The sequence below is a fragment of the Streptomyces sp. CY-1 genome (assembly GCF_047218265.1).
Taxonomy (GTDB): Bacteria; Actinomycetota; Actinomycetes; order Streptomycetales; family Streptomycetaceae; genus Streptomyces; species Streptomyces niphimycinicus.
The window spans coordinates 2,264,366-2,288,433 of record NZ_CP178393.1 but is presented as its reverse complement, the minus strand read 5'-3'; the positions used below and the strand labels follow the sequence as shown (position 1 = coordinate 2,288,433).

Here is a 24,068-nt window from a genome sequence, read left to right as displayed (position 1 = left end):
CGGATGGCGAAGACACCCACCGGCGACATCACCACTCATGTGCAGCAACTGCGCGCGGGCGCGGCCGCCGAGGGCGAGCCCCCGGTGGTCGTCCTGGTGCACGGTCTGCTCACGGACTCGCTCGCCAGCTACTACTTCACCCTCGGCCCGGCACTGTCCGCGGCGGGCATGGACACCGTGATGTACGACCTGCGCGGGCACGGCCGCACCGACCGGCCGCGCACCGGCTACCGGCTGGAGCACTTCGTCGAGGACCTGGCACTGCTCCTGGACGCCCTGGGCGAGCACCGTCCGGTGCATCTGGTCGGCAACTCCTTCGGCGGCACCGTCGCCGCGGGGTTCGCCGCCTGGCACCCGGACCGCACCGCCACCCTCACCATGATCGAGTCCGAGCCGCCGGTGGCCGCCTGGGCCACCCATATCGCGGACGGCCTGGCGCACGCCCGCCGTGACCTGGTCCACGACCAGGCCATCGAGTGGATCAAGGAGCGCTACGGGGCGCACACCGCCCGGCTCTCCCGCACGGCCGCGCGCATCCTGGAGACCACCACGCTGGCCGAGGACGTCCCGGCCGGGCGGCTCATCGACGACGACCTGTCCGCGCTGCGCTGCCCGCTGCTCGCCGTCTTCGGCGCCGACTCCGGGCTCAGCGCCCAGGTGCCGGAGCTGGAGGCCAAGGTCGCCCAGTGCCGCACCGTGGTCCTCCCGGACCAGGGCCACTCGGTCCTGGTCGAACAGCCCGGCCGCACCCGCGACCTGGTCCTGGACTGGGTGCGCGAGCACCACGCGCGCCGGTCGGGCGCCTGGGCCGGAGCGGCCGGATGAGCCGCTTCCTCCTGGTCGCACCGCCGCTGACCGGGCATATCAACCCGCTTGTCGCGGTGGCGGCCGAGCTGACCGCTCGCGGCCACGAGGTCGAGTGGTGCGGCTACGCCGACCGCATCCGTGACGCGGCCGGACCCACCGCCGTGGTCCACGAGTGCGCCCTCCCCGAAGCCGGTGAACTGGTCCGCCCGCCGACCCTGACCGGACCGGCCGCCTTCCGTTTCCTCTGGGAAGCCTTCTTCATCCCGCTCGCCGAGGCGATGGCGCCCGCCGTGGCGAGCGCGGTGCACGCCTTCCGCCCGGACGCGGTCGTCACCGACCAGCACGCGGTGGCCGGCGCCCTGGTGTGCGAACGCCTCGGCGTCCCGTACTTCACCTCGGCCAGCACCTCGGCCGAACTCATCGACCCGCTGGCCGATCTGCCCAAGGTGGCCGCCTGGCTGACCGGCCGGCTGGACGCGCTGCGGGAGGCGATCGGCGACCCGGCAGCCACCCACGACCCGCGCTTCTCCCCGTACGGCGTCCTCGCCTTCACCGGTCGGGAACTCCTCGGCGACGCGGCCGCCCTGCCCTGGGAGCGGGTCCACCTGGTCGGCCCGGCCATCGCCGACCGGCCCGGGGACCCGGACTTCCCCTGGGACGCCCTCGACCCCTCCCGCGAGCTGGTCTTCGTCTCGCTCGGTACCGCCAACACCGACGCCGGAGCACGCTTCCTCCACGAGGCCGCCGGGGCGCTGGACCTGCTCGCCGAGCGGGTGCAGGGCGTCGTCGCGGACCCCGGCGGCCAGCTCACCGACCCGCCGCCCGGCATCCTGGTGCGCCCCTACGTCCCCCAGCTCGAACTCCTCGGCCGGGCCAGGGCGGTGGTCAGCCACGGCGGCCACAACACCGTCTGCGAGGCCCTCTGGCACGGGCTGCCGCTGGTGGTCGCCCCGATCCGGGACGACCAGCCGATCGTGGCACGCCAGGTGGCCGAGGCGGGCGCCGGTATCCGGGTGCGCTTCGGACGGGTGGACGCCCCGAAGCTCGCCGAGGCGCTGCGCACGGTCCTGGACGACACCGGCGGGCACCGCACCGCGGCGGCGGCCATCGGCAGGTCGTTGCGCGTCGCGGGCGGCCGGCAGGCCGCGGCCGACCACCTCGAACAGCTCGTCACGGCGCACCCGGCGGCAGCCGCGGGCCGCTGAACGCATCCCCCATCCCGGAGCACCCCATGACCACAGCCCACCCGATGCCTCCGCGGGAGGCGCCGAGCCCCGCGCCCGACGAGCCGCCCGCCCCCGGCATCCGTCCGCTGCGGGCCCTGCTCCAGCAGGCCCGCCCGTACCGGTTCGTCCTCCTCGGCTCGCTTCTGCTCGCCCTGGCCGCCAGCGGCTGCGGGCTCGTCCAGCCGCTGGTGGCGCGGTCGGTCCTGGACGCCCTGGCCGATGACACGGCGGTCACCGGGGCGCTGGTCCTGCTCGGCGTCCTGGTGGTGGGGGGCGCCGTCCTGACCGGACTCCAGTCCTGGTGGCAGCAGCGCACCTCGGAGCAGGTCGTCCGCTCCATCCGCCGCGACCTGGTCTTCCGCCTCATCCGCCTGAAGATCCCCGAGCTGGACCGCCGCCCACCCGGCGATCTGGTCGCCCGGGTCACCTCCGACAGCGCCCTGGTGCAGAACGCCGCCACCCAGGGCCTGGTCATGATCACCAATGGGCTGCTGACCGTCGTCGGCGCCATCGTCCTGATGGGCACGGTCCACCTCGGCCTGCTCGGCGTCACCCTCGCGGTCCTGCTCGGCACCGGTGCCCTCCTCGGACTGATCCTGCCCCGCATCCGCGAGGCCGTCGCCCGCGCCCAGAGCTCCGTCGGCGCCATCGGTGCCGCCCTGGACCGCTCACTCGGCGCCGCCCGCACCGTCAAGGCCAACGGCGCCGAATCCCGGGAGACCGCGCGCGCCGAGGCCGCCGTCGAGGAGGCGTACCAGGCGGGTCTGACCGGCGCCAAGTATGTCGCCCTGGTCCAGGTCCTCTCCGGTGTCGCCATCCAGGCGGCCTTCCTGGCGGTGCTCGGCGTCGGCGGCGCCCTGGTGGCCTCCGGGGACCTCGACGCCTCCCAGCTCATCGCCTTCCTGCTCTATGTCTTCTACCTGGCCAGCCCGATCGCCTCGCTCCTCGGCGGCCTCGGCATGCTCCAGCAGGGCCTCGGCGCCATCGTCCGTATCGAGCAGGTCAGGCATCTGCCGGCCGAGGACGACGTGGACGACGTGGCCGACGTGGACCTCACCGAGCGGGTGGCCCCGGCCCCGCACACCGGGCGGTCGACACCGGCGCCACCGGTCGAGTTCGACGGCGTCCACTTCGCCTACCCGGGGCGCGGCCCGGCCCTGCGCGGCATCAGCTTCACCGTGCCCGGCGCCACCCGTACGGCCCTGGTCGGCCTCTCCGGCGCCGGCAAGACCACGATGTTCGCGCTGCTCCAGCGCTTCTACGAACCGCGGGCGGGCGCCATCCGGATCGGCGGCCAGGACATCGCCCGGATGTCCCGCGCCGAGGTCCGCCGCCGCATCGCCTACGTCGAGCAGGAGTCCCCGGTCATGGCGGGCACCCTCGGCGACAACCTCCGCTACGCCGCGACCGGCGCGGGCGAGGAGGACATCGCCGAGGTACTGCGCCTGACCCGGCTCGACTCGCTGATCGCCAGGCTGCCCGACGGCCTGGACACCGAGGTCGGCAACCGCGGCGTCACCCTCTCCGGCGGGGAGCGCCAGCGCCTGGCCATCGCGCGTGCCCTGCTGCGCAGGCCCGAGGTACTGCTGCTCGACGAGGCCACCGCCCAGCTCGACGCCAGCAACGAACAGGCCCTGCGGGAAGCGGTGGACCAGGCCGCGCGCCGCTGCACCGTCATCCTGATCGCCCACCGTCTGTCCACGGTCACCGACGCGGAGCAGATCATCGTCCTGGAGGACGGCGGGATTCGCGCCGCGGGCTCCCACGGCGACCTGGTCGGCGCCGACGCCCTCTACCGTGAACTCGCCGCCTCCCAGATGCTCGTGCCCGCCGTGGACGACCGGCCGCCGGGCCCGGACGCGCGTCTGGCGCTGTGAACGAGCGCCCCGGGCCCCTCGAGGGACGAGGGGGCCCGGGGCCGTATGCGAACGGTGGCCGGATCCGTCGGGTCCGGCCACCGTCTCGTCGGTTCTGCCGCCGTCAGCCGGTGATGGCGTTCAGGGCGGGCAGATAGCCGTCACGGTGCCCGGCCTGGTTCGGGTGGTAGGACTCGTTCAGCTTGTCCCACTCCAGGCTCGTCACCCAGGTGGTGTTCCCCGAGCAGATGGTGTGCGGGTCGAAGGCCGGCCGCGGGTCGAGGAAGGTGAAGCCCGCGTTCGCGGCCTGCTGCGCGAGGACGCCGTTGAGGACGTCGGCCGCCGAGTTGAGCGCGCCGCGCTCGGTGTCGCTCAGCCCGAGGATGCCGCAGTTGCCGCCGATCTTGTACAGCCGGGGATACCCCACCACGACCACCTTGGCGCTCGGCGCGGCCCCCCTGATGGCCGCGTAGGTGCCGGACAGCGTGCCCGGCAGAACACCGGTCGCCGCCGCCTTCGCGGCATCCACCCCGGCGACGCAGTCCTTGTCGTCCAGGGTGAGGATGCAGTTCTGGAGAACGCTGACGAAGCCCACGTCGTTCCCGCCGGCCTGCACCGTCACCAGCGTGGCGTCCGCGCTGAGCTGGGGCACCTGCCGGCTCTTGACCTCCGCGGCGGTCGCCCCGGAGCAGGACGCCTCCACGAAGGAGTACGAGGTGTGCTGCGCCGCCCACAGCCGGGGGTAGGACAGCGGCCCGCGCCGGCAGGCGTCATTCGGGTCGTCATAGGTGCGGGTGCCGGGCGCGACGGCGTACGAGTCGCCGAGCGCGATGTACTTTCCGGCCGCCTCCGCCCCGGTCGGAACAGCCTGTGCGGCGGGGGCCGCGGTGACGGCGAGACATACCGCCGCCATCGCGGTGAGAAGAGACGTCAGTGGTCTGCGTGCGCGGATAGGGCGCATGCGAACTCCCGTGAGAGTGGGGGAAGTTTGACTCCACTGAAGTAGCATTCCAAGGATTCGGAATCGATAACTCCACGGAAAGGCAAGGGTGTTCCGCAAACAGCGGAAGACATCTTCAGTCAGGGTCGGACACCGACCCATGCGAGGGGAGACCGGTCAACGATGTTCAGTCTGGTACGGAGCAGAGTGAGGACGGCCGCGTTCGCGCTCACGGCGGTCGCGGCCTTAGCCTTCGGCGGGACCGCCGCGACGGCCGCGACCGGCACGGCGGCGGCCCCCGCTCCCGCTCCCGCGAAACAGGGGCCGACCTCGGTGGCGTACGTCGAGGTGAACAACAACAGCATGCGGAACGTCGGCAAGTACACCCTCGCGGGCGGCGGCAATGTCTTCGACGTCGCCGTGATCTTCGCGGCGAACATCAACTACGACACGGGGACGAAGGCGGCGTATCTGCACTTCAACGAGAACGTGCAGCGCGTCCTCGACAACGCCGCCACGGAGATCCGCCCCTTGCAGCAGAAGGGGATCAAGGTCGTCCTCTCGGTGCTCGGCAACCATGAGGGCGCGGGCTTCGCCAACTTCCCCTCCCAGCAGGCGGCTTCGGCGTTCGCGAAATCACTGTCGGACACCGTGGCCAAGTACGGCCTCGACGGCATCGACTTCGACGACGAGTACGCCGACTACGGCAACAACGGCACCGGCCAGCCCAACGACAGCTCGTTCGTGCACCTGGTGACGGCGCTGCGCGCGAACATGCCGAACAAGATCATCAGCCTCTACAACATCGGCCCGGCCGCCTCCCGCCTGTCCTACGGCGGCGTCGACATCTCGTCCAAGTTCGACTACGCCTGGAACCCGTACTACGGCTCCTGGCAGGTTCCCGGCCTGGCACTGCCCAAGTCGAAGCTGTCCCCGGCGGCTGTCGAAATCGGCCGGACCTCCCAGAGCACGGCCGCGAGCCTCGCCCGCCGCACCGTCAGCGAGGGCTACGGCGTCTATCTGACGTACAACCTCGACGGCGCCAATCGCAGCGCCGATGTCTCCGCGTTCACCAGGGAGCTGTACGGCAGCGACGCCGTCTACACGCCGTAGGGTGACCGCACGCCCGGCACGCGGACGGCGATCCACCCGCGTAGTGGAGCGCCGTCACGCCGCCCGCGCCGCCGCGGAGGACCTTGGTGAGATCGGCGGCGGCCGCGGCAGGCGGGAGTACCGGGCGGCGGATTCCCGGTGCTCTGGTGGAGATGGGCCGAGGTCATGTGGAGCTTCTCGTGACCGGTGCGGGCGCGGGAGACTGTCCGGAGCACGGCGTCGGGGGCACCTCCCGGCGGTGGCCGGCGGAGAGACCGGTGTGCGCGGCCAGCAGGGCGAGGACGCGGGCGCTCAGGGTCCGGGGCACGTCCGTAGTGGCCGGTGTTCTCCTGGTGGTCGAGCAAGATGGACGCGCTGCCGGACGTGGCGTCTTGCAAGGCGGCACAGAGTTTCCAGGCGTGCCAGGGACGCACCCGGGCATCGTTGCCCCCGGTGATGAAGAGGACGGCCGGATAGTTGTCGCCGTCCTGCACGTGGTGGTACGGGGAATACGTCATGAGGGACCGCAGTGAGTCGGGAGCGGTGGGATCCCCATACTCCTCAAGCCATAGTTTTCCCAGGCCGCCCTGGTCGTAGCGGGCCATGTCCGTGAGCGGCGCCGCGCAGGCCACGGCGGAGAAGAGTCGAGGTGAGCGCACCAGGGCGGCCGACAGGACGAGGCCCCCATTGCTGGCGGCGAGTGCGGCGAGCTGTCCGGGGCCCGCCTCGCCCAGTTCCTGAAGCGCATTGCCCGCCGCGCACAGGTCATCGACGGTGTCGGACTTGCCTGCCCCGCGCCCTGCCGCTGCCCAGTCCGGGCCATACTCGCCGCCTCCCCGGGCATGGACCCAGGCGATACGTCCGCCCGCGGCGAGCCACGCGGCGACGATCGGGTCCCAGGAGGGCTCCAGAGGTACGCCGAAACCTCCATAGACCGTGATCAAGGTGGGAATTGGCCCCTGCCGGGCTTCGGACGGCGGATCGCAGACCGTGACGGGGACGGAGGTGCCGTCGCGACTGGCTGCGGTCACGGTGCGCAGGGTCGAACAGCGAGTTGTCGGCACAGCCGAGGCCGCCGCGGTGACGCGCCGGCCGAGTGCGCCGTACCGAGGGTCATCGGCGAGGATCCAGCACGCGTTACCCGGCTGTCCCTCGTGGTCGTAGGTGGCCGGACCTAGACGCAGCCGGGCATGCCAGGTGAAGGGCTCGCCATCGTCGGTGTTCGGCTTCCCGGGGCCGGCCGACGTGGCGTACATATCGCCGTCCGTGGCCACACGTCGGACTTCGAGTCGGCGGGTGGTACCGATCTGGCTGAGTACGGCGAGTCGGAGCTCCGTGTTCGGCCCCATGACGCGCAGGGCCCGGATGCTTCCCGCCGCGGTGGCCGCCTGCCGCGCCGGTGGGGAGCCAAGCGGTGAAGACTCGAGAGGGACGGATCCAACCGGGACGGGTTGTGTCACGCGACCCTGGGCAGCGCGGGTGAGGTCCAGTGCGGACAGGGTGAGGTCCTCGTCGGCGATGTACAGTCGGCCGGCGCCCAGGGCGAAGGCGGTGATCCGTAGGTCTTCGAGGCGGAGTCGTTGCCAGCCAGGAGCGTCCTGGCCGGTAATGCGCGTGCACCACCAGCGTGGCTGGGATGCGTCGGGTGTCCGGGTCCGCAGCAGTAAGTGGCCTTCAGGACCGGTGTGCAGGGACAGCCGTGTCGCCCCCACGACGGGGAGTCCGACGGTGCGGGTCGTGCCGTCGCGGAGGTGGTGCGCGCGCAGGGTGTGTTCGGTGCGGGTGCCCGCGGAGTACAGGAGCATCGGGCCGACGAACGCCACGGAGGTGTGCGGTGCGGCGTCAGGGAGTTGCCGTGCTTCCTCCCCCGTGGCGACCGGGACGATGAGAAGGCCGCCGTTCTCGTGTCCGCCGCGGTGGAGCTGCGCGACGACCACCCGCCCCATGGGGTCGGGCCGCCAGGTCGCCAGGCGGTTGACGGACGAATCGCCACCCGTGTCCAGCAGCACCCGGTCGCGGCCATCGCCTGCCGAGGCGGTCAGCCGCTCACCACCTGCCACGGTGAGTTCATGCCGGAACAGCGTCCCTCCGGCCTCGGCGGGCGGGGTGAGCAACCGGCCTGCCGCAGCGGCTTCGACCTCGGTCAGACAGCGTTCCCAGATCGTCTCCGCTGCCTGGTGCTGCTGGCTGTGCCGGTGCAGCAATGCCTCCTGGGCCGTCAGCCACGAGCGCGTATGAGGGGAGGATGGGTCCTCCAACCACCGATACGGGTCAGGCACGGGTTCGGCGTCCCCAACCTGTGCGCCATCGTGAGTCGTCGACGCGCGGTCAACCACGCCACACCTCCACACGTCTCGCTTCGGCTGCCCGGGCCTCGTGGGGTAGTGCCCCGTACTGGGCCGCCACGAAGGCCCCGCTGATGGCGAGCAGGACGACGGCGGTGGCGGCGCAAGTCACCGTGGGAGTGAGACCGAACGTATGCGAACTCGCCCCGGCCAGGACCGGTCCAAGGGGGGCGACGGCCTGCGAAAGGAAGCCACTGCCGCTGTGCACTCGGCCCTGGAGCTGTGGTGGAGTGATGCGCATCTGCGTAGCGGAGATGACCACGGTGATCACGGGTCCGGCCGCCGTGGCCAGGGCCAGCAGGGGGGCGGCGGCCCAGGTGGCGCGGACCGTCGCGAACCCGAGCAGCGCCCCGGCGACGACAGCCGTGGAACACGCGATGCTCGGTCCCGGCGGCAGACGTCGTGCCACCGGCGCTGCGACGAGAGAGCCCACCAATGCGCCGGCCCCCAGGGCGGCGGTCTGTACACCGACGCCGAGGTCGCCCGCTCCGGAGTCCTCGGCCGAGGCGATGATGACGATCAGGAGCCCGTTGAAGACCAGGTTGAGCACGGTCGCGCTGAGCGCGCCATAGCGCAGGAACGGAGAGCGCCACAGGAAGCGGAGCCCCTCGACCGCGGCTTTCATGGGGGGTTGGTCCTCGCTCCTGGCGCCGGCGCCCGCGGGCAGCAGGGCGACGCAGCCGACCGCCACCAGGTAGGTGCCGGCATCGGCGGCGAACACCCAGGCGGCATCCACCCTGAGGAGGACGCCGCCCGCCAGTGGCCCCGCGATCATCGCGACACCCGCGCGGCTCTGAATCAGAGCCAGCGCTCGGGGAACCAGGTCGGCGTCGACGAAGTTGCGTATGGCCACGTTCTCCGCAGGAGCGAGTGTGCTGCCGACCGAGCCCAGCAGAAACGCGGCCACGAGAAGAGCGTTTGTCCCGGAGGCGTTGGAGGCTTCCAGGATGGAGAGTGCCCCGAGCACGAGCGCGCCGATGGTGTTGCAGGCCAGGAGCAGCGTCCGGCGTTCGTACCGGTCCGCGAGGACCCCGGCGGGTAGCCGCGCCAGAACGATTCCGAAGGACAAAGCGGTGCTGATGAATCCCGCCTGGCGGACGTCTCCGCTGTGGTTTCCACATCGTCAGAACCAATGCGGTGGTCACCGACACCGTGCCGGAACCACTGATGAGAGGTCCGACCGACTCGGTCGTCATCGCGGCGATTGCCAACGCTGCACACACCAGCAAAGAACACAGGGAGCGGCGTAGTCTGATCCGGCCTCGCTCCCCCAGGTACTCCCGCCTCATCACAGAGAGAGACGCTACTGCCCGCAGGCTTTCGCGTCACAGGATTGTCATCGAGCTTCCACGTACGGCAGGCAGAGCCCCTAGGTGCAGGAGCGCTGGTACGCCAGGTGCGGGAACAGCTCATTCCACTTCGCCCTTCCGATGTTCGCGGGGCGCGTCCGGCACAGTCGCTCGTACACCGCGTCGGGATCGAGGTCCAGCAGGAACGTCCGTGGCGCGCCACCGGATCCGCTCGTATCGCCGGGCGTGACGAGCAGGCGGGGACGCTCGCCCGGCAGGAAGCCGACTTGCTGCGCGAAGGGCAGCTCGAGATATGCCGGGGTCTCCCACCGGCCGGTGTCACGGGCCTTCCAGAGCCGGTACGGCTGTTCGGTCACCACCCACTTGCCGTCCGGGCTGGTGGTCACCGACTTGATCTCCCTCTCCAGCCGCAGACTGTCCACGCGACGGACCTCACTCGGATCCGTCACATCCCACACGAGAACCTGTCCGCTGGCGAGCACGGTGGCCAGTTCGCGCCGCTTGAGCTGGAAGTAGTTGGTGGGGGCTGCGGGCAGCCGGTCGCCCTCGACCGGGTGCTTCATATCGGACATGTCCCACAGCCGCAGCTCGCCCCCTGACTCCTCGGTCATCAGGATCTGTGCGGAGCGGATGTAGGCCGCTCCGGAATGGAGATAGGCGTCCTTGATCAGGGCGGCCTTCGCGGGCCGTGCCGGGTCGGCGACGTCCCACAGCCGCAGGTCGTCTTTCTCCCTCACCGCCAGCGTCCGACTGTCCAGCCACCACAGGATCCCCTCGAGCGCGCGGAGCGGTACCGTCATCTCGCCGCGCTTTCGTGGCCGATGGATGTCGCGGATGTCCCAGAGCTCGACGGTGCCGCGGGTGCCGCCGAGGGCGAGCAGCGTGCCGTCGGGGCCGAGGGAGGGGAGCACATCCGATCCGTGGAATCGGAATTCCCTTCCCGGGACCGGTTCGGAACCCGGCTCGGTGCCGAACTCCCACATGCGGAAGGCGTTGTAGTCCATGCCTTCCGTCCAGAGGTGGCTCAGCAGGACGGGTTTCTTCCGTCCCGGCAGGAACTGTTCGCCCTCCCACAACCGCGGCAGCTCGAAGCGCACGCGAGGCGCATTCGGGCCGGTCACGTCCCAGACCTTCGCACGCTGCCTCGCCTGCTCGGCGGGCTCGGTGAGAAGGAGCTTCCCGTCACGGCTGTACGGGCGGCCCTCGGCGGTCAGCCCGGGTGGCGTCCCCGGTACGGAAGGAGCGTCGGACCGGTCCCTCCACAGCCTGATCTCACCGCGGAAATCCCCGGCGGCGAGCGTCTTGCCGTCGGGGCTCCAGGCCACGGACTGCACCGGTTCGGAGGCCGGATACGACGGCAGGGCCGCCAGTGTGCTCGTCAGCTCGGACACGGCGCCCACCTCCCGCATCAGTGCGGATGAGCCGTTGTTGTCGGCCGCGGCCAGCACCTTTCCGTCCGGCCGGAAGGCCAGGGAGGGACTGCCCCCGCCCCACTGGGCGTCGTACTCACCCTTGCTGATCGCTGTGAGCTTCCCTTCCGGCCCGACCGACCACCACCGCAGGCCATCGGCGCCCACCGCGGAGACCAGATCCCGTTCGGGGTGATAGGCGACCGCCGTTACCGAGGGCGCCTCGGCGGTGTCACGCAGCACCGGCCGCGCCGGATCGCGGACGTCCCACAGGCGCACATTGGCCGGGCGGGCGGCCCCCTCCTTCCCCGGCTCGTCCGATCTCCCGTTTCCCGTGGTCAGATACCGGCCGTCGCGGCTGAAGGCTATGGAGATCACGTCCGTGTCCGCCGCCTTCATCTCCCGGCGGGACACCGGCCGGGCCGGGTCGGTCAGGTCCCAGAGCCGTACCAGTCCGTCCTTCCTCCCGGCGGCCAGGGTGCGTCCATCGGGACTGAACGCCAACGAGAAGGTGGTGTGCGACGATATGGACCGCTCTGCCAGCTTCCTGGGCTCTTTGAGGTCCGAGACGTCCCATACGGTGAGTCGCTCGGCGTTCTGGACGGCGACGATGGGCTTTCGGGGATGGTGGGCGAGTGTCGCGTTGCCATCGGCGTATTCACCGAGCGGCACAACAGCCTCCGGGCGTGGGCCGGAAGCGGAGCCCAGGTCCCACAGCGCCAGTTGTCCGGGCTGCCCGCTCTTCTTCTCTCCCCGCCGCAACGTGGCCGCCAGGCTCCGCCCGTCGGGGCTGAACGCCAGGTTGAGCACCACGCGGGAGGCTCCCGCCAGCACCGTGGGCCGGCGGGCCACGTAGGAGGCGTAGAGGCCGGTCCGCGTCTCCGGAACCTGCGCCATCCGGTAGGCGGCAAGACTGAGTTGAAACGCCGCCAGGGGGTCGCGTTCGCGCAGTTCATCGGCGCGAGCCACCAGTTCCCGGGCGGTCTCCACAGCCTTCCTGTGCTCCGCGTCGTCCGAAGCGCGGTTGGCCCGTACGACCGCGAAGCCGAGCACCAGCGCCAAGGCGACCAGCAGGGACACTCCGGTGCGGAGGCGGACCGCGTCACGTCGGCGCGCCGAGACGCTCGCGGCGAGGAAGTCCCGCTCCACCCCGCGCAGTTCCAGGATCCGCCCGCCGTCCTCGATCCTGTTCCGTACGGCCGTCAGATGTTTGCCGGTGTAGAGACCGCTCGGCGGTCTGCCCGCCTCGTCCCAGGCGTCGGCCGCCTCCGCCAGGCTCCGATGGGCGAGCAGCGCCTCCAGGTTCTCGTTGATCCAGGACCGCAGCGCGGGCCAGCCGTAGAGCAGCGAGTCATGACAGAGCTGGGCCCGGTCGTCGTCGACCACGACGAGGCGCGCGTCTATGAGTCTGCCGAGCAGGACCGTATTGCGCTGCCGGTCGCGTTCGTTCGCGGCGGCGACCAGGTCATCGGTACGGACCCGGCGGCGCACCGCCTTGCCCTCGGCCCCGACCAGGTGCACCAGGCGCAGCAGCAGTGCGCGCAGTGCGGGCCGGTCGGCGGGCTCCAGGGAGGCGTGGACACGCTCGGCGGTCTGGGCCACCGAGCCGCGGATACCACCGGTGGAGTGGTAGCCGGAGACGGTCATGCGACCGTGACGGCGCCGTGTCCAGGTTTCCTGTAGGGCGTGGGCGAGGAAGGGGAGCGCGATGGCGTCGCCACCGGTGCTGGTGTCCTGTTCCCACAGGTCCCGCAGGAGCAGTTCGGCCAGCCCGTCCTCGAGCTGGAGACCGGCGTGGTCGGCGGGGCCGCGGATGACGGACAGCAGTTCGTCGTCGGTCATCGGCGCCACGGTGAACTGCCCGTCCCGCAGGATCCGGGCCAGCCGGGGGTCGCCCAGAAAGTGCCCGTAGTAGTCGGCGCGCAGGCCCAGGACGATGCGGGGGCCGTCGTCGCGCCGCGCGGATATGGACCGGATGAACAGGTCCCGCTCTTCGGGATCCTGGCACTGCGTGAAGATTTCTTCCATCTGGTCGACGATCAGCACGCCGGGTGCCCGACGGGAGTCCTCCGCCGGGGCGGGGAACCGTCCGGCTCCCAACTCCGCGGCGATCTCCCCGAAGGGCCGGCCGACCGCGTCCGCCCACTGGGCGACGAGTTCCCGGAAGGGCGCCGCTCCCGGCGCCGGGAGCAGCAACACCGGACGGCGAACCTCCGGCGACGCTCCCAGGCCGGCCCTCAGCAGAGAGGACTTGCCCACCCCCGAGGGTCCCACCAGCACGACGGGGCCAGGCGGCGCGGTGGGCGCGGCTCGGTCGAGCAGTGCGCGGGTCAGCTCGGCGCGGCCGAAGAAGAGGTGACGTTCCTCGGGCAGGAAGGGCCGCATACCCGGGTACGGGCAGACTCCGCCGCTCTCGTGGGGTAAGGGCTCTGGTCCGGGTGCGAGTGCGTACCGCGGGTTGGGGGCGATGACGAGGTCACCCACACGTCCCACGCCGTCGGCGTGCGGCCGCGCCGGGCCGCCATGGAATCTCTGGTCGAGATGGCGGTAGACATCGCCGAGAGTGAACCTTTTCGGACCTGCCGTGTCCCCTTCTGTGAGCAGCCGCAGCAGCTCGCCGCTGAACAGCGTGTACCGCGCGCCTTCAGGAGCGAAGGACGCGGCGTAGTAGGTGGCGGATGTCAGCAGGAAACTGCCGATCGGGCGTGCGGCGAGGTAAGGATCGCGCCGAGCGCCCTGGGAGGCCGCCTCGGCGAGCCCGGAGAAGCAGCAGTCCAGAATGACCACCGGGCTCGCGGGGGAGGCGCTCAGTAACTTTCTGACCTCGTCGTACGGCACGGCGTACGCCGTGCTGTCCGCTGATGCGCTTGCCGCGGTCGCCAGGTACAGCCCGTCCTCGGGGCCGAGGAGACCGTGGCCGGCGAAGAAGAAGACGACGATGCCGTCCTCCGGCACCCGGGTCGTGGCCCGTTCGACGGCGGCCAGCACGTCTGTCGGATTGGCCGGGTCGGTGAGCAACTGGATGTGGTCGGGATTCATCCCGCAGACGGAGCCCAGGACTTCGGCCATGGCCGCGGCGGATCGTGGGGCACCGGGGAGGTCCGGTAGTCCGGAGCCTTGGGGGTGCCGTCCGGTCCCGATCACGACGCCGTACGCGTGGGGCCCGGCCAGGCCGGTCACGGTCGACTGCTCTCGCGGGCTCATCCCCGGTTCCGGTACTGGTCGTCCGGGGCCGGAGCCGGCTCCGGCCGGTGGTCCGGTTCTGTCGCCGGCCCCGTTGCCCGCGGGCTCTGGTCAAGCGCGTCCGCGACCCGCTGCGCGAGGTCACCCGCGCCCTGCGCGGTCAGGCCGCGCACCCGCTCGGAGGTGACCGTTACCTGCGTACCGTCGGGCCGGGTGATGGTGACGGTCTGATTGCCGCGGCGGTTCTGGAGCCAGGCCACGACCGCCGCCGCGAGCGCGGCGGTCAGTCCGCCGGGGGCGAGCAGTACGGGCAGCAGTTCGGCCGTCGCGCCCATCGTCCCCGCCGGGGGTTCGGCCGCGGGCTCCCGCCCCAGGCGGCCGCGCAGTTGGGGATCGCGGATGAGCCAGCGCCGCAGATCGCCGGCCGCACCGCTGCCACCGCTGACCGATAAGACGACTCTCATGTCCCACCCCCGCCGAGTGACTACGCCGTCACTCGGTGAGGGTATCGTCCGTCTGCCGACGGGTCACTGGGAAGCGATACGGGCACCCCGGCCCGAGTTGGGGCCGGGGAGCGGGGTCGGCGGTCTACCCGAACAGTGCGCTGTAGCCGTTCAGGGCCGGCTGCCCGCCGAGGTGGGCGTAGAGCACCTTGGCGTCCTTGGCGATCTCGCCTCGGGTGACGAGGTCGATGAGGCCCGCCATGGACTTGCCCTCGTACACCGGGTCGGTGACCATGCCCTCGGTCCGCGCGGCCAGCCGCATCGCGTCCATGGTGGACTCGTCCGGGATGCCGTAGGTGCCCGCGTGGTAGCGCTCGTCGAGCAGGATCTCGTCGTGGGCGAGCTCCCGGTCCAGGCCGATGAGCGACGCGGTCCCGCGTGCGATCCGCGCCACCTGGTCCCAGGTCTCCTTCGGCTTGGCCGAGGCGTCGATGCCGAGGATCCGCCGCGGCCGTCCGCCCAGCGCGGCGAATCCGGCGATCATGCCGGCCTGGGTGCTGCCGGTGACCGAGCACACCACGATGGTGTCGAAGAAGACCCCGAGCCGCTGTTCCTGCTCCGCCACCTCGTACGCCCAGTTCGCGAAGCCCAGCCCGCCGAGCCGGTGGTCCGAGGCGCCGGCGGGGATCGCGTAGGGCTTGCCGCCCGCCGCCTCGATCTCCGAGATGGCCTGCTCCCAGCTCTCCTTGAACCCGATACCGAACCCGGCCTTCACCAGCCGCACGTCCGCTCCGGCGAGCCGGGACAGCAGGATGTTGCCGACCTTGTCGTACACCGCGTCCGGCCAGTCGACCCAGCTTTCCTGGATCAGCACGCACTTGAGCCCCGTCCGGGCCGCGACCGCCGCGACCTGGCGCGTGTGGTTGGACTGCACACCGCCGATCGACACGAGCGTGTCGCAGCCCTGCGCCAGGGCATCGGCCACGAGGTACTCCAGCTTGCGCGTCTTGTTGCCGCCGTAGGCGATGCCGGAGTTGCAGTCCTCGCGCTTGGCCCAGATCTCCGCGCCGCCCAGGTGCTTGGTCAGACGCTCCAGACGGTGCACCGGCGACGGGCCGAACAGCAGCGGGTAGCGGTCGAAGTCGTTGAGGGACAAGGGATTCCTCCGATCAGTGAATGCCGAGCCTGCGCCGTGCGAACACCACGCTGAACAGGCTGAGCACGGCCAGGAACATCAGGTAGAAGGTCGGCGCGAGCTTGCTGCCGGTCACGTCGACGAGCCAGACGATCACCAGCGGCGTTGTGCCACCGAACAGCATCACGGCGATGTTGTAGCTCACCGCCAGGCCGGTGGCCCGGCTGGTGACGGGGAACAACTCCGCCATCATCGCGGGCAGCGGGGCGAAGTAGCCGGCCTTCAAGACGCCGATCAGGAACATCACGCCGAGTATCACCGTGAAGCCCGGGGCGGCGACCAGGAACGCGAAGCTCGGGTATACCAGCGCGAGGATCAGCGCCGCGAAGATCAGCATGATCCGGGTGCGGCCGAACCGGTCCGACAGATGACCCACCACGGGAGTCAGGCCGCTCAGCACGATCCCGGTGACCAACGTGGACGCGAATCCGGTCGAGGCCGGCAGGTCCAGTTCCCGCACCGCGAAAGTGGGCATGTAGGTGATGAGGTAGCTGATCGCGGTGGACACGGCGAGCGCGCCCATGGCCACGAGCATGCGGTCCTTCTGGGTGCGGAACGTCTCCTTCACCGGCGCGCGCTCCAGGTCCGCGGTCTTGACGAACTCACCGGCCTCGTCGACGTAACGCCGGATGTAGTAGCCGACCGGGCCGATCAGCAAACCGAAGAGGAACGGGATGCGCCAGCCCCACGACTCCAGCTTCGCGTCGGACAGAGTGGCCGTGAGCACCGTGCCGAACACCGACGCGAGCAGCGTCGCGAGCCCCTGGCTCGCGAACTGCCAACTGGCCATGAAACCGCGCTTCTCGGGCATGTGCTCGACCAGGAACGCGGTGGCGCTGCCGAACTCACCGCCCGCGGAGAAGCCCTGGACGAGCCGGGCGAGCAGGATCGCGATCGGCGCGACAAGCCCGATCTTCGCGTACGGCGGCATGGTCGCGATGACCAGCGTCGCGACCATCATGAGCCGGATCGACAGCATGAGCGCACGCTTGCGCCCGGCACGGTCGGCATACGCGCCGAGCACGAGTGCCCCAACTGGACGGACCACATAGGCCACCGCGAACGTGCCGAGCGTCAGCAGCAGCGACACGGTCTCGTCGGCGGTGGGGAAGAACTGTTTCGAGATCGTCGCGGCGAAGAAGCCGTAGACGAGGATGTCGAACCATTCCAGTGCGTTCCCGATGGACGCGGCGACGATGACGCGGTGCACCTTCACCGGCGCTTCGGGGGAGACCGTCCGTGTGGTCATGGGCGGCTCCTCACCGGAGAGTCCTCGCCGAGGTCCCAGAACAGGCCGGCCATGATGCGCAGGCTCTCCCGCGCCACGGGGGCCAGCAGGTGCTCGTCCGGGGCGTGCTGGGCGCAGGCGGGGTAGGAGTGCGGGACCCACAGCGTGCACAGCCCGAGCTCGCCTGCGAAAGCGTCGTTGGGAAGGCTGCCGCCGAGGTTCGGCAGCAGCGCGGGTTTTGTGCCGGTGGTGCGGCTGATCGAGCCGAGTGCCCAGCGCACCCAGGGGTCGTCCGGGTCCGTCCGGGTCGGCGGCATGGTCGGGCCGGTCTCGACCTCGACCATGGGAAAGCCGTGCTCGTCCAGGTGCTCGCGGAGGATGCCGCCGAGCTTGTCGACTTCGGTGCCGACCACGGACCGGAGCTGGAGTTGCGCGTGTGCGCTGCCGGGAATGGCGTTGACCGGGTTGTCCGGGTTGCCGGCGGCGAGCGAGAGTACCTCGACGCTGTTCCAGCCGACGAGGCGCTCGGCCGGGGTGAGACCGGGTTCGCCCCAGCCGTCGTCGATGGCCGGATCGTCCGGTCCGCCGCCGACCGCGATGTCGCGCAGGGCCTCCCGGACGTTCTCGGGGATCTCCCGCGGCCGCAGACCGGAGACGAGGATGCGGCCCCGGGCGTCGACGATGGTGGCGAGCGCGCCCGCCAGCACGGTCGCCGGGTTGCGCAGCAGACCGCCCCAGTTGCCGGAGTGGTAGGAGCCCTCGCGCAGGTCGACCCGCAGCGTGAACGGAGTGGAGCCGCGTGAACCGAGAAACAGCGTCGGCCGCTCCGCGGCCACGCGTGGCCCGTCGGACGCGATCAGCACGTCGGCGGCGAGCTCGTCCCGCAACTGGGCGCAGACCGTGCGCAGGCCCGGCGAGCCGGACTCCTCTCCGGTCTCGACCAGCACCTTGAGGTTGAAGCCGAGTCGGCCGCGCACGCGGAGCACTTGCTCGAGCGCCGCGAAGTTGATGGTGTGCTGACCCTTGTTGTCGGCGGTGCCGCGGCCGTACCAGCGGTCGCCCTCGACCACGACCTGCCACGGATCGAGGCCGGGCCGCCAACGCTCCGGCTCGCCGAGGACCACGTCTCCGTGGCCGTAGACCAGCACCGTGGGCAGCTCACCGCCCTCGTGCCGGGTCGCCACCAGCAGCGGGTAGTCACCGGCGGGGTTGTCGAGGACGCGCGCCTCGCAGCCCAGTCGGCCGGTGAGCGCCGGGGCCAGCTCCTCGGTGAGGTAGGAACGCAGCGCCGGCGTCCCGGCCCGGTCCTGGCTTTCGGTCGCGAACGCGACCCGGCGGCCGAGGACGGCGAAGAATTCCCCGGAATCGTAGTATTCGATGGCACGATCGATCACGGCAGCACGAGTCATCGTTACCCTTAACTTCGGAAACGTGCAATTTACAATGCGTCCGGCCGGTGCGCCGAGTTTACGGAGCGGCGATAGAGCGGACAATTGCACGTTTTCGAAGGGTGTATTGCCCTGGCGGCAACGGCTACGGTCGGCCGCTTCCCCGCCACCCTCGGTGGGCGCGCATCGCGCTGGAGTACATTCTCGGAATGCATCTCCTGCCCACGTCGCTGCGCTACTTCCTCGAGGTCGCGCGCACCGGTTCGATCAGCGAGGCATCGGAGCACCTGCACGTGGCCACGTCGGCGATCAGCCGGCAGATCGCGAAGCTGGAGCAGGACGTCGGGGCGCCGCTGTTCGAGCGCCAGCCGCGGGGGATGGTGCTGTCGGAGGCGGGCGAGATTCTCACCGCCTACGCCCGGCGCAGCGCGCTCGAGGCCGAGCAGGTGCTCGCCGACGTGCACGGCGTCGAGGCCCTGCACCGCAGTACCGTCAAACTCGCGAGCTCCGAGGGTTTCGCCCACGATTTCCTGCCGGCGGCTATCACCGCATTTCGGGAAAAGCATCCGGGGGTTCGGTTCCGGCTGAATGTCACCGGGCCGGCGGCGGCGACGCGGCAGGTGATAGACGGCACGGTGGACCTGGCCGTCACTTATAGCCTCGGACCGGAAGGGGGAATCAAGGTCGAGTATTCGCGCCAGCAGTCGATCTACGCGCTGATGCCCGACGATCACCCGCTGGCGTACCGGGAGTACGTCGAGCTCGCGGACCTGATCGAGTACCCGCTCGCGCTGATGGACGAGGGGACCACGATCCGGCAGCTCTTCGATGTCTGCGTCGCCCTGGAAGGGCTGAGTTTCGAGCCCGCGCTCGTCAGCAACTACTCGGGTGCGCTGCAAAGTTTCGCGCGGCTGCGCGGTGGGGTCACCCTGGTCGGTCCGCTGACGGTGCGGCGGCGGCTCGGTGCCGACCGCCTGGCGATCGTTCCCATCCGCAACCCGGAGCTGAGCCGCCGGAGCATGCAGATCCAGTCGATGGCGCGGCGCGCGCTGCCCGCGGCGGTGCGGGCCTTCCTCGCGCACCTGATCGAGCAGATTGGTGATGACCTTCGCACGCAGACAGATGACCACGGACGACGGGCTGAGGACCGAGGGTAGGCTCGACCCCGGCCGCGTGGTCGCGAACACGGAGCGAACGGATGGCGAGGAGCGGGATGGCTGTCACCGAACCGGGCGAACAGAACCGGGCCCGGGGCCGACGTAACCCTGAGCAGGTGAAGGCAGACATCCTCGCCGTTGCCACGGCGGAGTTCGCGGAACGAGGTCTCGAGGCCGCGAGCGTGAATGAGATCGCCGCCAAGACCGCTACGACCAAGCGGATGATCTACTACTACTTCACGAGCAAGGAAGGTCTGTATACGGCCGTGCTGGAACGGTCGTACCGGCAGATGGCCGAGACGCTGCTGTGCGAAGTGGGGCCCGCGGACCTCGACCCCGTCGCCGCTCTGCGGCGGCTCGCGGAGCAGACCTTCGATCACCACGACACGCACCGTGAGTACGTCCGGCTCGTGGTCGGCGAGAACATGTTGCACGGGGCCTATATCCGCCGCTCGGGGGAGCTGCGAAAGCTCTGGGCCCCGATGCTCGACATCGTCGCCGACATCCTGCGCCGCGGTCACGAACAGGGAAGTATCCGCGACGACGTCGATCCCATCGACGTCCAGGTCCTCATCAACAGTTTTTCGCTCTTCCACATCACGAACCAGTACACATTCGACGCCCTGTACGACTACGCGCTCGACGGGGCCGAGGCCCGCGCACACTTCCGCCGCATGATCGGTGATGTGGTGACGCGTACCTTCGCTGTCGCCCGCTAGACCGAACCTTCCACGAAGGGCCCGCCGCGCTCTGCTGCACGGCGGGCCCGGTTCGTGTGTGCCGTTTTCGAGTCCAGGGGGTTAACGAGACTTTGGTCCAGGTGGTACAAAGTCCTTGTGTGGGCCGCCGACGCAGGTGGCCCAGACGATGCACGACCACGTCATGAGCCTGTCTGTCGCATCGCCAACCCGCCTGTGGCCGGCATGTCGCGTGATCGCGGAAGCGTGTCACGGCGGACGTCCACCCCTTACCGCGTCCCGCCTCGCTCCCGCGTGTCGGTGCCGGTCGTTCACCGGCCCCGATCTCCATGTTCGTGCCTTATGTACTCTGCCCCCTGCGGTGTCGCAACGGGGGTGAACGCGCCTGGAAAGGCTCAGCTATGCCCCTTTCGCCCCCTTCTGTTCCATCCGGCGATGCCACGTGGAGCGAGGCCAAAGCCCGCCATGCCGCCCGTGCCAGCTTCCTCGGCAGCATGCTCGAGTACTACGACTTCTACGTCTACGGGTCGGCCGCGGCGCTGATCTTCAACGATGTGTTCTTCACCCGCGCCCACGGAGCCATCGGCACGCTGGCCTCGCTCGCCACCTTCGGCGTCGGCTATGTCGCGCGCCCGGTCGGAGGCATAGTCCTCGGCCACTTCGGGGACCGTGTCGGGCGCAAGAAGGTCATGCTCTTCACCCTCGTCCTCATGGGGGTGTCCACCTTCCTCATCGGGTGCCTGCCGTCCTACGACAGCATCGGCATACTGGCCCCTGTCCTGTTGGTACTGCTCCGGCTCGCACAGGGATTCTCCGCCGGTGGCGAGCAGGCGGGCGCCAATTCGCTCACCCTGGAACACGCGCCACCGAACCGCCGCGCCTTCTACACCAGTTGGACCCTCACCGGGACCCAGGCCGGCTTCATCCTCGCGAGTCTGATGTTCCTGGCCGTCTCCACACTTCCGGACCGGCAGCTTTTCACCTGGGGCTGGCGCATCCCGTTCTGGGCCAGCGCCGTTGTGGTCGTGGTGGCCTACTGGGTGCGGCGGCGCCTGGAGGAACCGCAGGAGTTCACGGAGCGGAAGGAGGACGACCGGACCGCGCGACTGCCCGGGGTCGCCGTCCTGAGGTCGCAGCCGTGGGATGTGCTGCGGGTGGCGCTGTGCCAGTTCAATTCCGTCGGCGGCAGCATCTTCTCCGTCTTCGCCCTCGCCTACGCGACCGGGGACACCGTCGGGCTGTCGCGGACCACCATGCTGTGGGTGGCCATCTTCGCCAACGCCTGCGCTCTGGTGATGCAGCCGTTCCTCGCGCTGCTGTCGGACCGGGTCGGCCGCAAGCCGGTGTTCATCGGCGGAGCACTCGGCTTCGCCGTGACCATGTTCCTGTATCTCCACGCACTGTCCACCGCGAACATCCCCTACATCTTCTGCGCCGCTTTCCTCGTCACCTCGTGCTTCTTCAGCGCTCTGAACGCCACGTGGCCGTCCATGTACGGTGAGTGGTTCAGCACCCCCGTGCGCTACTCGGGAACGGCGATCGGCACGCAGGTCGGCATCGGCTTCGCGGGCTTCGCGCCCACCATCGCCTACGCGATTCTCGGCGACGGCCCAGGCGGCTGGGTCCCGGTCGCGCTCCTTGTCGCCTTCGCCATGGTCGTCGCCGCGGCCTCGTGCGCGACCGGCAGGGAGACGTTCCGGACCCCCATGCCCGAACTCGGCAAGCCGCTGGAGCCCGCTGCCGAGCGGACCCCGCAGCCGTCCGTCACCGGATAGACCGCAGCGCGCATCACCCCTGTCCCGCCGTGTGCCGGGACCGTCTTCCGAAGGAATCGAGCAACCCCTATGAAGCAGAAAGTCCGCGTGGGCATCATCGGATGCGGCAAGATCGCGCTGAATCACGCGAAAGCACTGCTCGCCAATGACAACGTCGAACTGCTCGGCTGCGCCGACGTCGATGGCGCACGGGCCGCGGAGTTCGCCGCCAGGTTCGGCATCCCCCACGCCTACGGCAACTCCGCCGAACTCATGCGCTCCGGCATCGACACCGTCACCGTGTGCACCCCCCACCCGACCCACGAAGCCACCGTCGTCGAAGCGGCCAGGCACGGCCTCAACGTGCTGTGCGAGAAGCCGATCTCCATTTCGCTCGCCGAAGCGGACAGCATGATCGACGCCGCCGAATCCGCGGGTGTCACCTTCGGGGTCCTTTTTCAGCGGCGCTTCTGGGAAGCCTCGCGACGAGCCCACCAGGCCGTACGGAACGGCCGCATCGGCACCCCCGTCTTCGCGAGCGTGGCCCTGCGTCTCGGGCGCGACGCCGCCTATTTCAACTCCGATCCTTGGCGGGGGACCTGGGACGCCGAAGGCGGTGGCGTATTGATCAATCAAGCCATCCACTACATCGACCTGATGCAGTGGTGCGTGGGTTCGCCGGTGGTACGGGTCAGCGGCAGCATCGCCACGCTCAAACACGGTGACCACATCGAGGTCGAGGACACCGCCGTGGCCACCCTCGAGTTCGCCAATGGCGCTCTGGGTGTCATCCAGGCCGGCACCACCTTCGCCCCCGGCCTCGGCACACAGGTACTGGTCACCGGGGACAACGGCGCCACCGTCGGCATCACCGAATTCCCCGAGGGCGAACCGGCGTTCAACGACATCTGGACCGTTGCCGGAGAGGAGAGCTACCGGTCCGTCCACTCCACCGAGATCGACTCCGACCCGCCCCTCGCCACGATCCACGAGGGACTCACGCCCTACCACGCCCTACAGATCGACGACTTCATCGACGCCGTCGTGCACGGCCGCGAGCCACTGGTCACCGGGCGCGAAGCCAGGAAGGCCCTCGAGATCGTCCTCGCGATCTATGAATCCGCCCGAACCGGCCGGCCCGTGCCCCTCGGCGCGGCAGAGACGATTCACCGTTGAAAGGCAGCCCCGCACCATGACACATGACCAACTGGCCCTGGGCGCCATGACCTTCCGCGGGCGGGACTTCGAAGCTTCCCTGGACGCGGTACAGCGCAGCGGATTCCGCGCGATGGGCATCTCGGTGGCGCAGTGCATGGCGTGCCTGGAACACGGCATCCCGCCGGAGGCCATCGCCGCAGCCCTCGGCGAGCGCGGGCTGCGAGTCGCGGAGCTCGAACTGATCCGTCTCGGTGAGCGCGGCATGACCACGCACCTCAACGCACTCGTCATCGACCTGATCGACATTCTGAGCCCGGACCGGGTACATGTCGCGGCGTTCTCAGGGACCGTGGAGGACGTGAAACGGGAGTTCGCCGTCCTGTGCGAGCGGATCACCACCACCGAAGTCGCCTTCGAGTTCATGCCCTACAGCACCGTCCGAGACCTGCCCACCGCCGTGGACCTGGTACGCGGCGCCGGTTCCCCGAGAGCGAAGCTGGTCGTCGATGTGGTGCACTTCTTCCGCTCGGGCGCACACGTCACCGAACTCGGCCCCGACGTACTCGCCCTCACCGCCGGCCTCCAGTTGTCCGATCTCGTCCCCAGGCCCGGTGTGGACCTGGCCCGCGAGGCCCGGCACTTGAGGACGTTTCCGGGAGATGGCGTACTGCCGCTGGCGGACTTCCTGCGTGCGGCTCTCACGGCCGCCGGCGGGACGCCCCCGCCCGTGACGATCGAACCCGTTTCGGACGCGCTGGAGACATTGCCCGTGGCATGGGTGGCCGAGCGGGCCATGCAGTCGACCGCGCGTCTGCTCTCAGAAGTGGGCTGGCCGCGGTAGGCCATCCACGACCAGGACCGACCATCCCACCCCCGACG

The 24,068-nt window shown here is 70.2% G+C and carries 16 protein-coding genes and 1 pseudogene; 9 read left to right on the top strand and 8 right to left on the bottom strand.

What is annotated here, in order from left to right:
- Positions 1 to 3: 3 nt before the first annotated feature.
- Genes ACK1X7_RS09585 through ACK1X7_RS09575 form a run of 3 tightly spaced genes read left to right on the top strand, consistent with a single transcriptional unit; the run spans position 4 to position 3,910 of the window.
- A complete protein-coding gene (locus ACK1X7_RS09585; RefSeq protein ID WP_385143289.1) occupies positions 4 to 825 on the top strand; it encodes an alpha/beta fold hydrolase in 822 nt (273 codons plus the stop codon).
- Positions 822 to 2,012, top strand: coding sequence for a glycosyltransferase (locus tag ACK1X7_RS09580; RefSeq protein ID WP_385143292.1), 1,191 nt, complete (start codon positions 822 to 824; stop codon positions 2,010 to 2,012). Before ACK1X7_RS09585 ends, ACK1X7_RS09580 begins: the two co-directional genes overlap by 4 nt.
- A gap of 26 nt (positions 2,013 to 2,038) precedes the next feature.
- Positions 2,039 to 3,910 (top strand): ABC transporter ATP-binding protein, encoded by a 1,872-nt coding sequence (locus ACK1X7_RS09575; RefSeq protein ID WP_385143295.1) that lies wholly within the window; start codon positions 2,039 to 2,041, stop codon positions 3,908 to 3,910.
- A gap of 103 nt (positions 3,911 to 4,013) precedes the next feature.
- Here the strand turns inward: ACK1X7_RS09575 and ACK1X7_RS09570 are convergent, their stop codons facing one another.
- On the bottom strand, positions 4,014 to 4,802 hold the full coding sequence (locus tag ACK1X7_RS09570; RefSeq protein ID WP_385143298.1) for an SGNH/GDSL hydrolase family protein: 789 nt from the start codon (positions 4,800 to 4,802) through the stop codon (positions 4,014 to 4,016).
- A gap of 210 nt (positions 4,803 to 5,012) precedes the next feature.
- Here ACK1X7_RS09570 and ACK1X7_RS09565 point away from each other — a divergent pair, with 210 nt between their 5' ends.
- Entirely contained in the window at positions 5,013 to 5,942 is a 930-nt protein-coding gene (locus ACK1X7_RS09565) for an endo-beta-N-acetylglucosaminidase H (RefSeq protein ID WP_385143301.1), read from the top strand.
- Here the strand turns inward: ACK1X7_RS09565 and ACK1X7_RS09560 are convergent.
- The 7 genes and pseudogenes from ACK1X7_RS09560 to ACK1X7_RS09530 form a co-directional block, all read right to left on the bottom strand.
- Positions 5,930 to 8,200: a prolyl oligopeptidase family serine peptidase gene (locus ACK1X7_RS09560; RefSeq protein WP_413114948.1), complete on the bottom strand. Its 2,271-nt coding sequence runs from the start codon at positions 8,198 to 8,200 to the stop codon at positions 5,930 to 5,932. The genes ACK1X7_RS09565 and ACK1X7_RS09560 overlap by 13 nt on opposite strands.
- Positions 8,201 to 8,249: 49 nt before the next feature.
- Positions 8,250 to 9,356: pseudogene (locus ACK1X7_RS09555) on the bottom strand (MFS transporter); the annotation flags it as partial.
- 279 nt (positions 9,357 to 9,635) lie between these two features.
- On the bottom strand, positions 9,636 to 14,189 hold the full coding sequence (locus tag ACK1X7_RS09550) for a caspase, EACC1-associated type (protein ID WP_413114947.1): 4,554 nt from the start codon (positions 14,187 to 14,189) through the stop codon (positions 9,636 to 9,638).
- A complete protein-coding gene (locus ACK1X7_RS09545; RefSeq protein WP_385143312.1) occupies positions 14,186 to 14,632 on the bottom strand; it encodes an effector-associated constant component EACC1 in 447 nt (148 codons plus the stop codon). Before ACK1X7_RS09545 ends, ACK1X7_RS09550 begins: the two co-directional genes overlap by 4 nt.
- A 124-nt stretch (positions 14,633 to 14,756) precedes the next feature.
- A complete protein-coding gene (locus ACK1X7_RS09540; RefSeq protein WP_385143313.1) occupies positions 14,757 to 15,767 on the bottom strand; it encodes a 1-aminocyclopropane-1-carboxylate deaminase in 1,011 nt (336 codons plus the stop codon).
- Between the two features lie 13 nt (positions 15,768 to 15,780).
- Positions 15,781 to 17,055, bottom strand: coding sequence for an MFS transporter (locus ACK1X7_RS09535; protein ID WP_413114946.1), 1,275 nt, complete (start codon positions 17,053 to 17,055; stop codon positions 15,781 to 15,783).
- A complete protein-coding gene (locus ACK1X7_RS09530) occupies positions 17,052 to 18,443 on the bottom strand; it encodes a M20 family metallopeptidase (RefSeq protein ID WP_413114945.1) in 1,392 nt (463 codons plus the stop codon). Before ACK1X7_RS09530 ends, ACK1X7_RS09535 begins: the two co-directional genes overlap by 4 nt.
- 188 nt (positions 18,444 to 18,631) lie before the next feature.
- Between ACK1X7_RS09530 and ACK1X7_RS09525 the strand changes: the two genes are divergently transcribed.
- The 5 genes from ACK1X7_RS09525 (at position 18,632) to ACK1X7_RS09505 (ending at position 24,030) form a co-directional block, all read left to right on the top strand.
- Positions 18,632 to 19,579 carry a LysR substrate-binding domain-containing protein gene (locus ACK1X7_RS09525; RefSeq protein ID WP_385143321.1) on the top strand — a complete coding sequence of 316 codons (948 nt, stop codon included), beginning with the start codon at positions 18,632 to 18,634 and terminating at the stop codon, positions 19,577 to 19,579.
- Between the two features lie 116 nt (positions 19,580 to 19,695).
- Positions 19,696 to 20,298 carry a TetR/AcrR family transcriptional regulator gene (locus tag ACK1X7_RS09520; protein ID WP_361507929.1) on the top strand — a complete coding sequence of 201 codons (603 nt, stop codon included), beginning with the start codon at positions 19,696 to 19,698 and terminating at the stop codon, positions 20,296 to 20,298.
- 473 nt (positions 20,299 to 20,771) lie between these two features.
- Positions 20,772 to 22,052, top strand: coding sequence for an MFS transporter (locus tag ACK1X7_RS09515; protein WP_385143324.1), 1,281 nt, complete (start codon positions 20,772 to 20,774; stop codon positions 22,050 to 22,052).
- A 69-nt stretch (positions 22,053 to 22,121) separates the two neighbouring features.
- The gene (locus ACK1X7_RS09510) at positions 22,122 to 23,207 is read left to right on the top strand and encodes a Gfo/Idh/MocA family protein (RefSeq protein ID WP_385143327.1); all 1,086 of its coding nucleotides are present in this window, start codon (positions 22,122 to 22,124) and stop codon (positions 23,205 to 23,207) included.
- Positions 23,208 to 23,223: 16 nt separating this feature from the next.
- Positions 23,224 to 24,030: a sugar phosphate isomerase/epimerase family protein gene (locus tag ACK1X7_RS09505; protein WP_413114944.1), complete on the top strand. Its 807-nt coding sequence runs from the start codon at positions 23,224 to 23,226 to the stop codon at positions 24,028 to 24,030.
- Positions 24,031 to 24,068 lie beyond the last annotated feature (38 nt).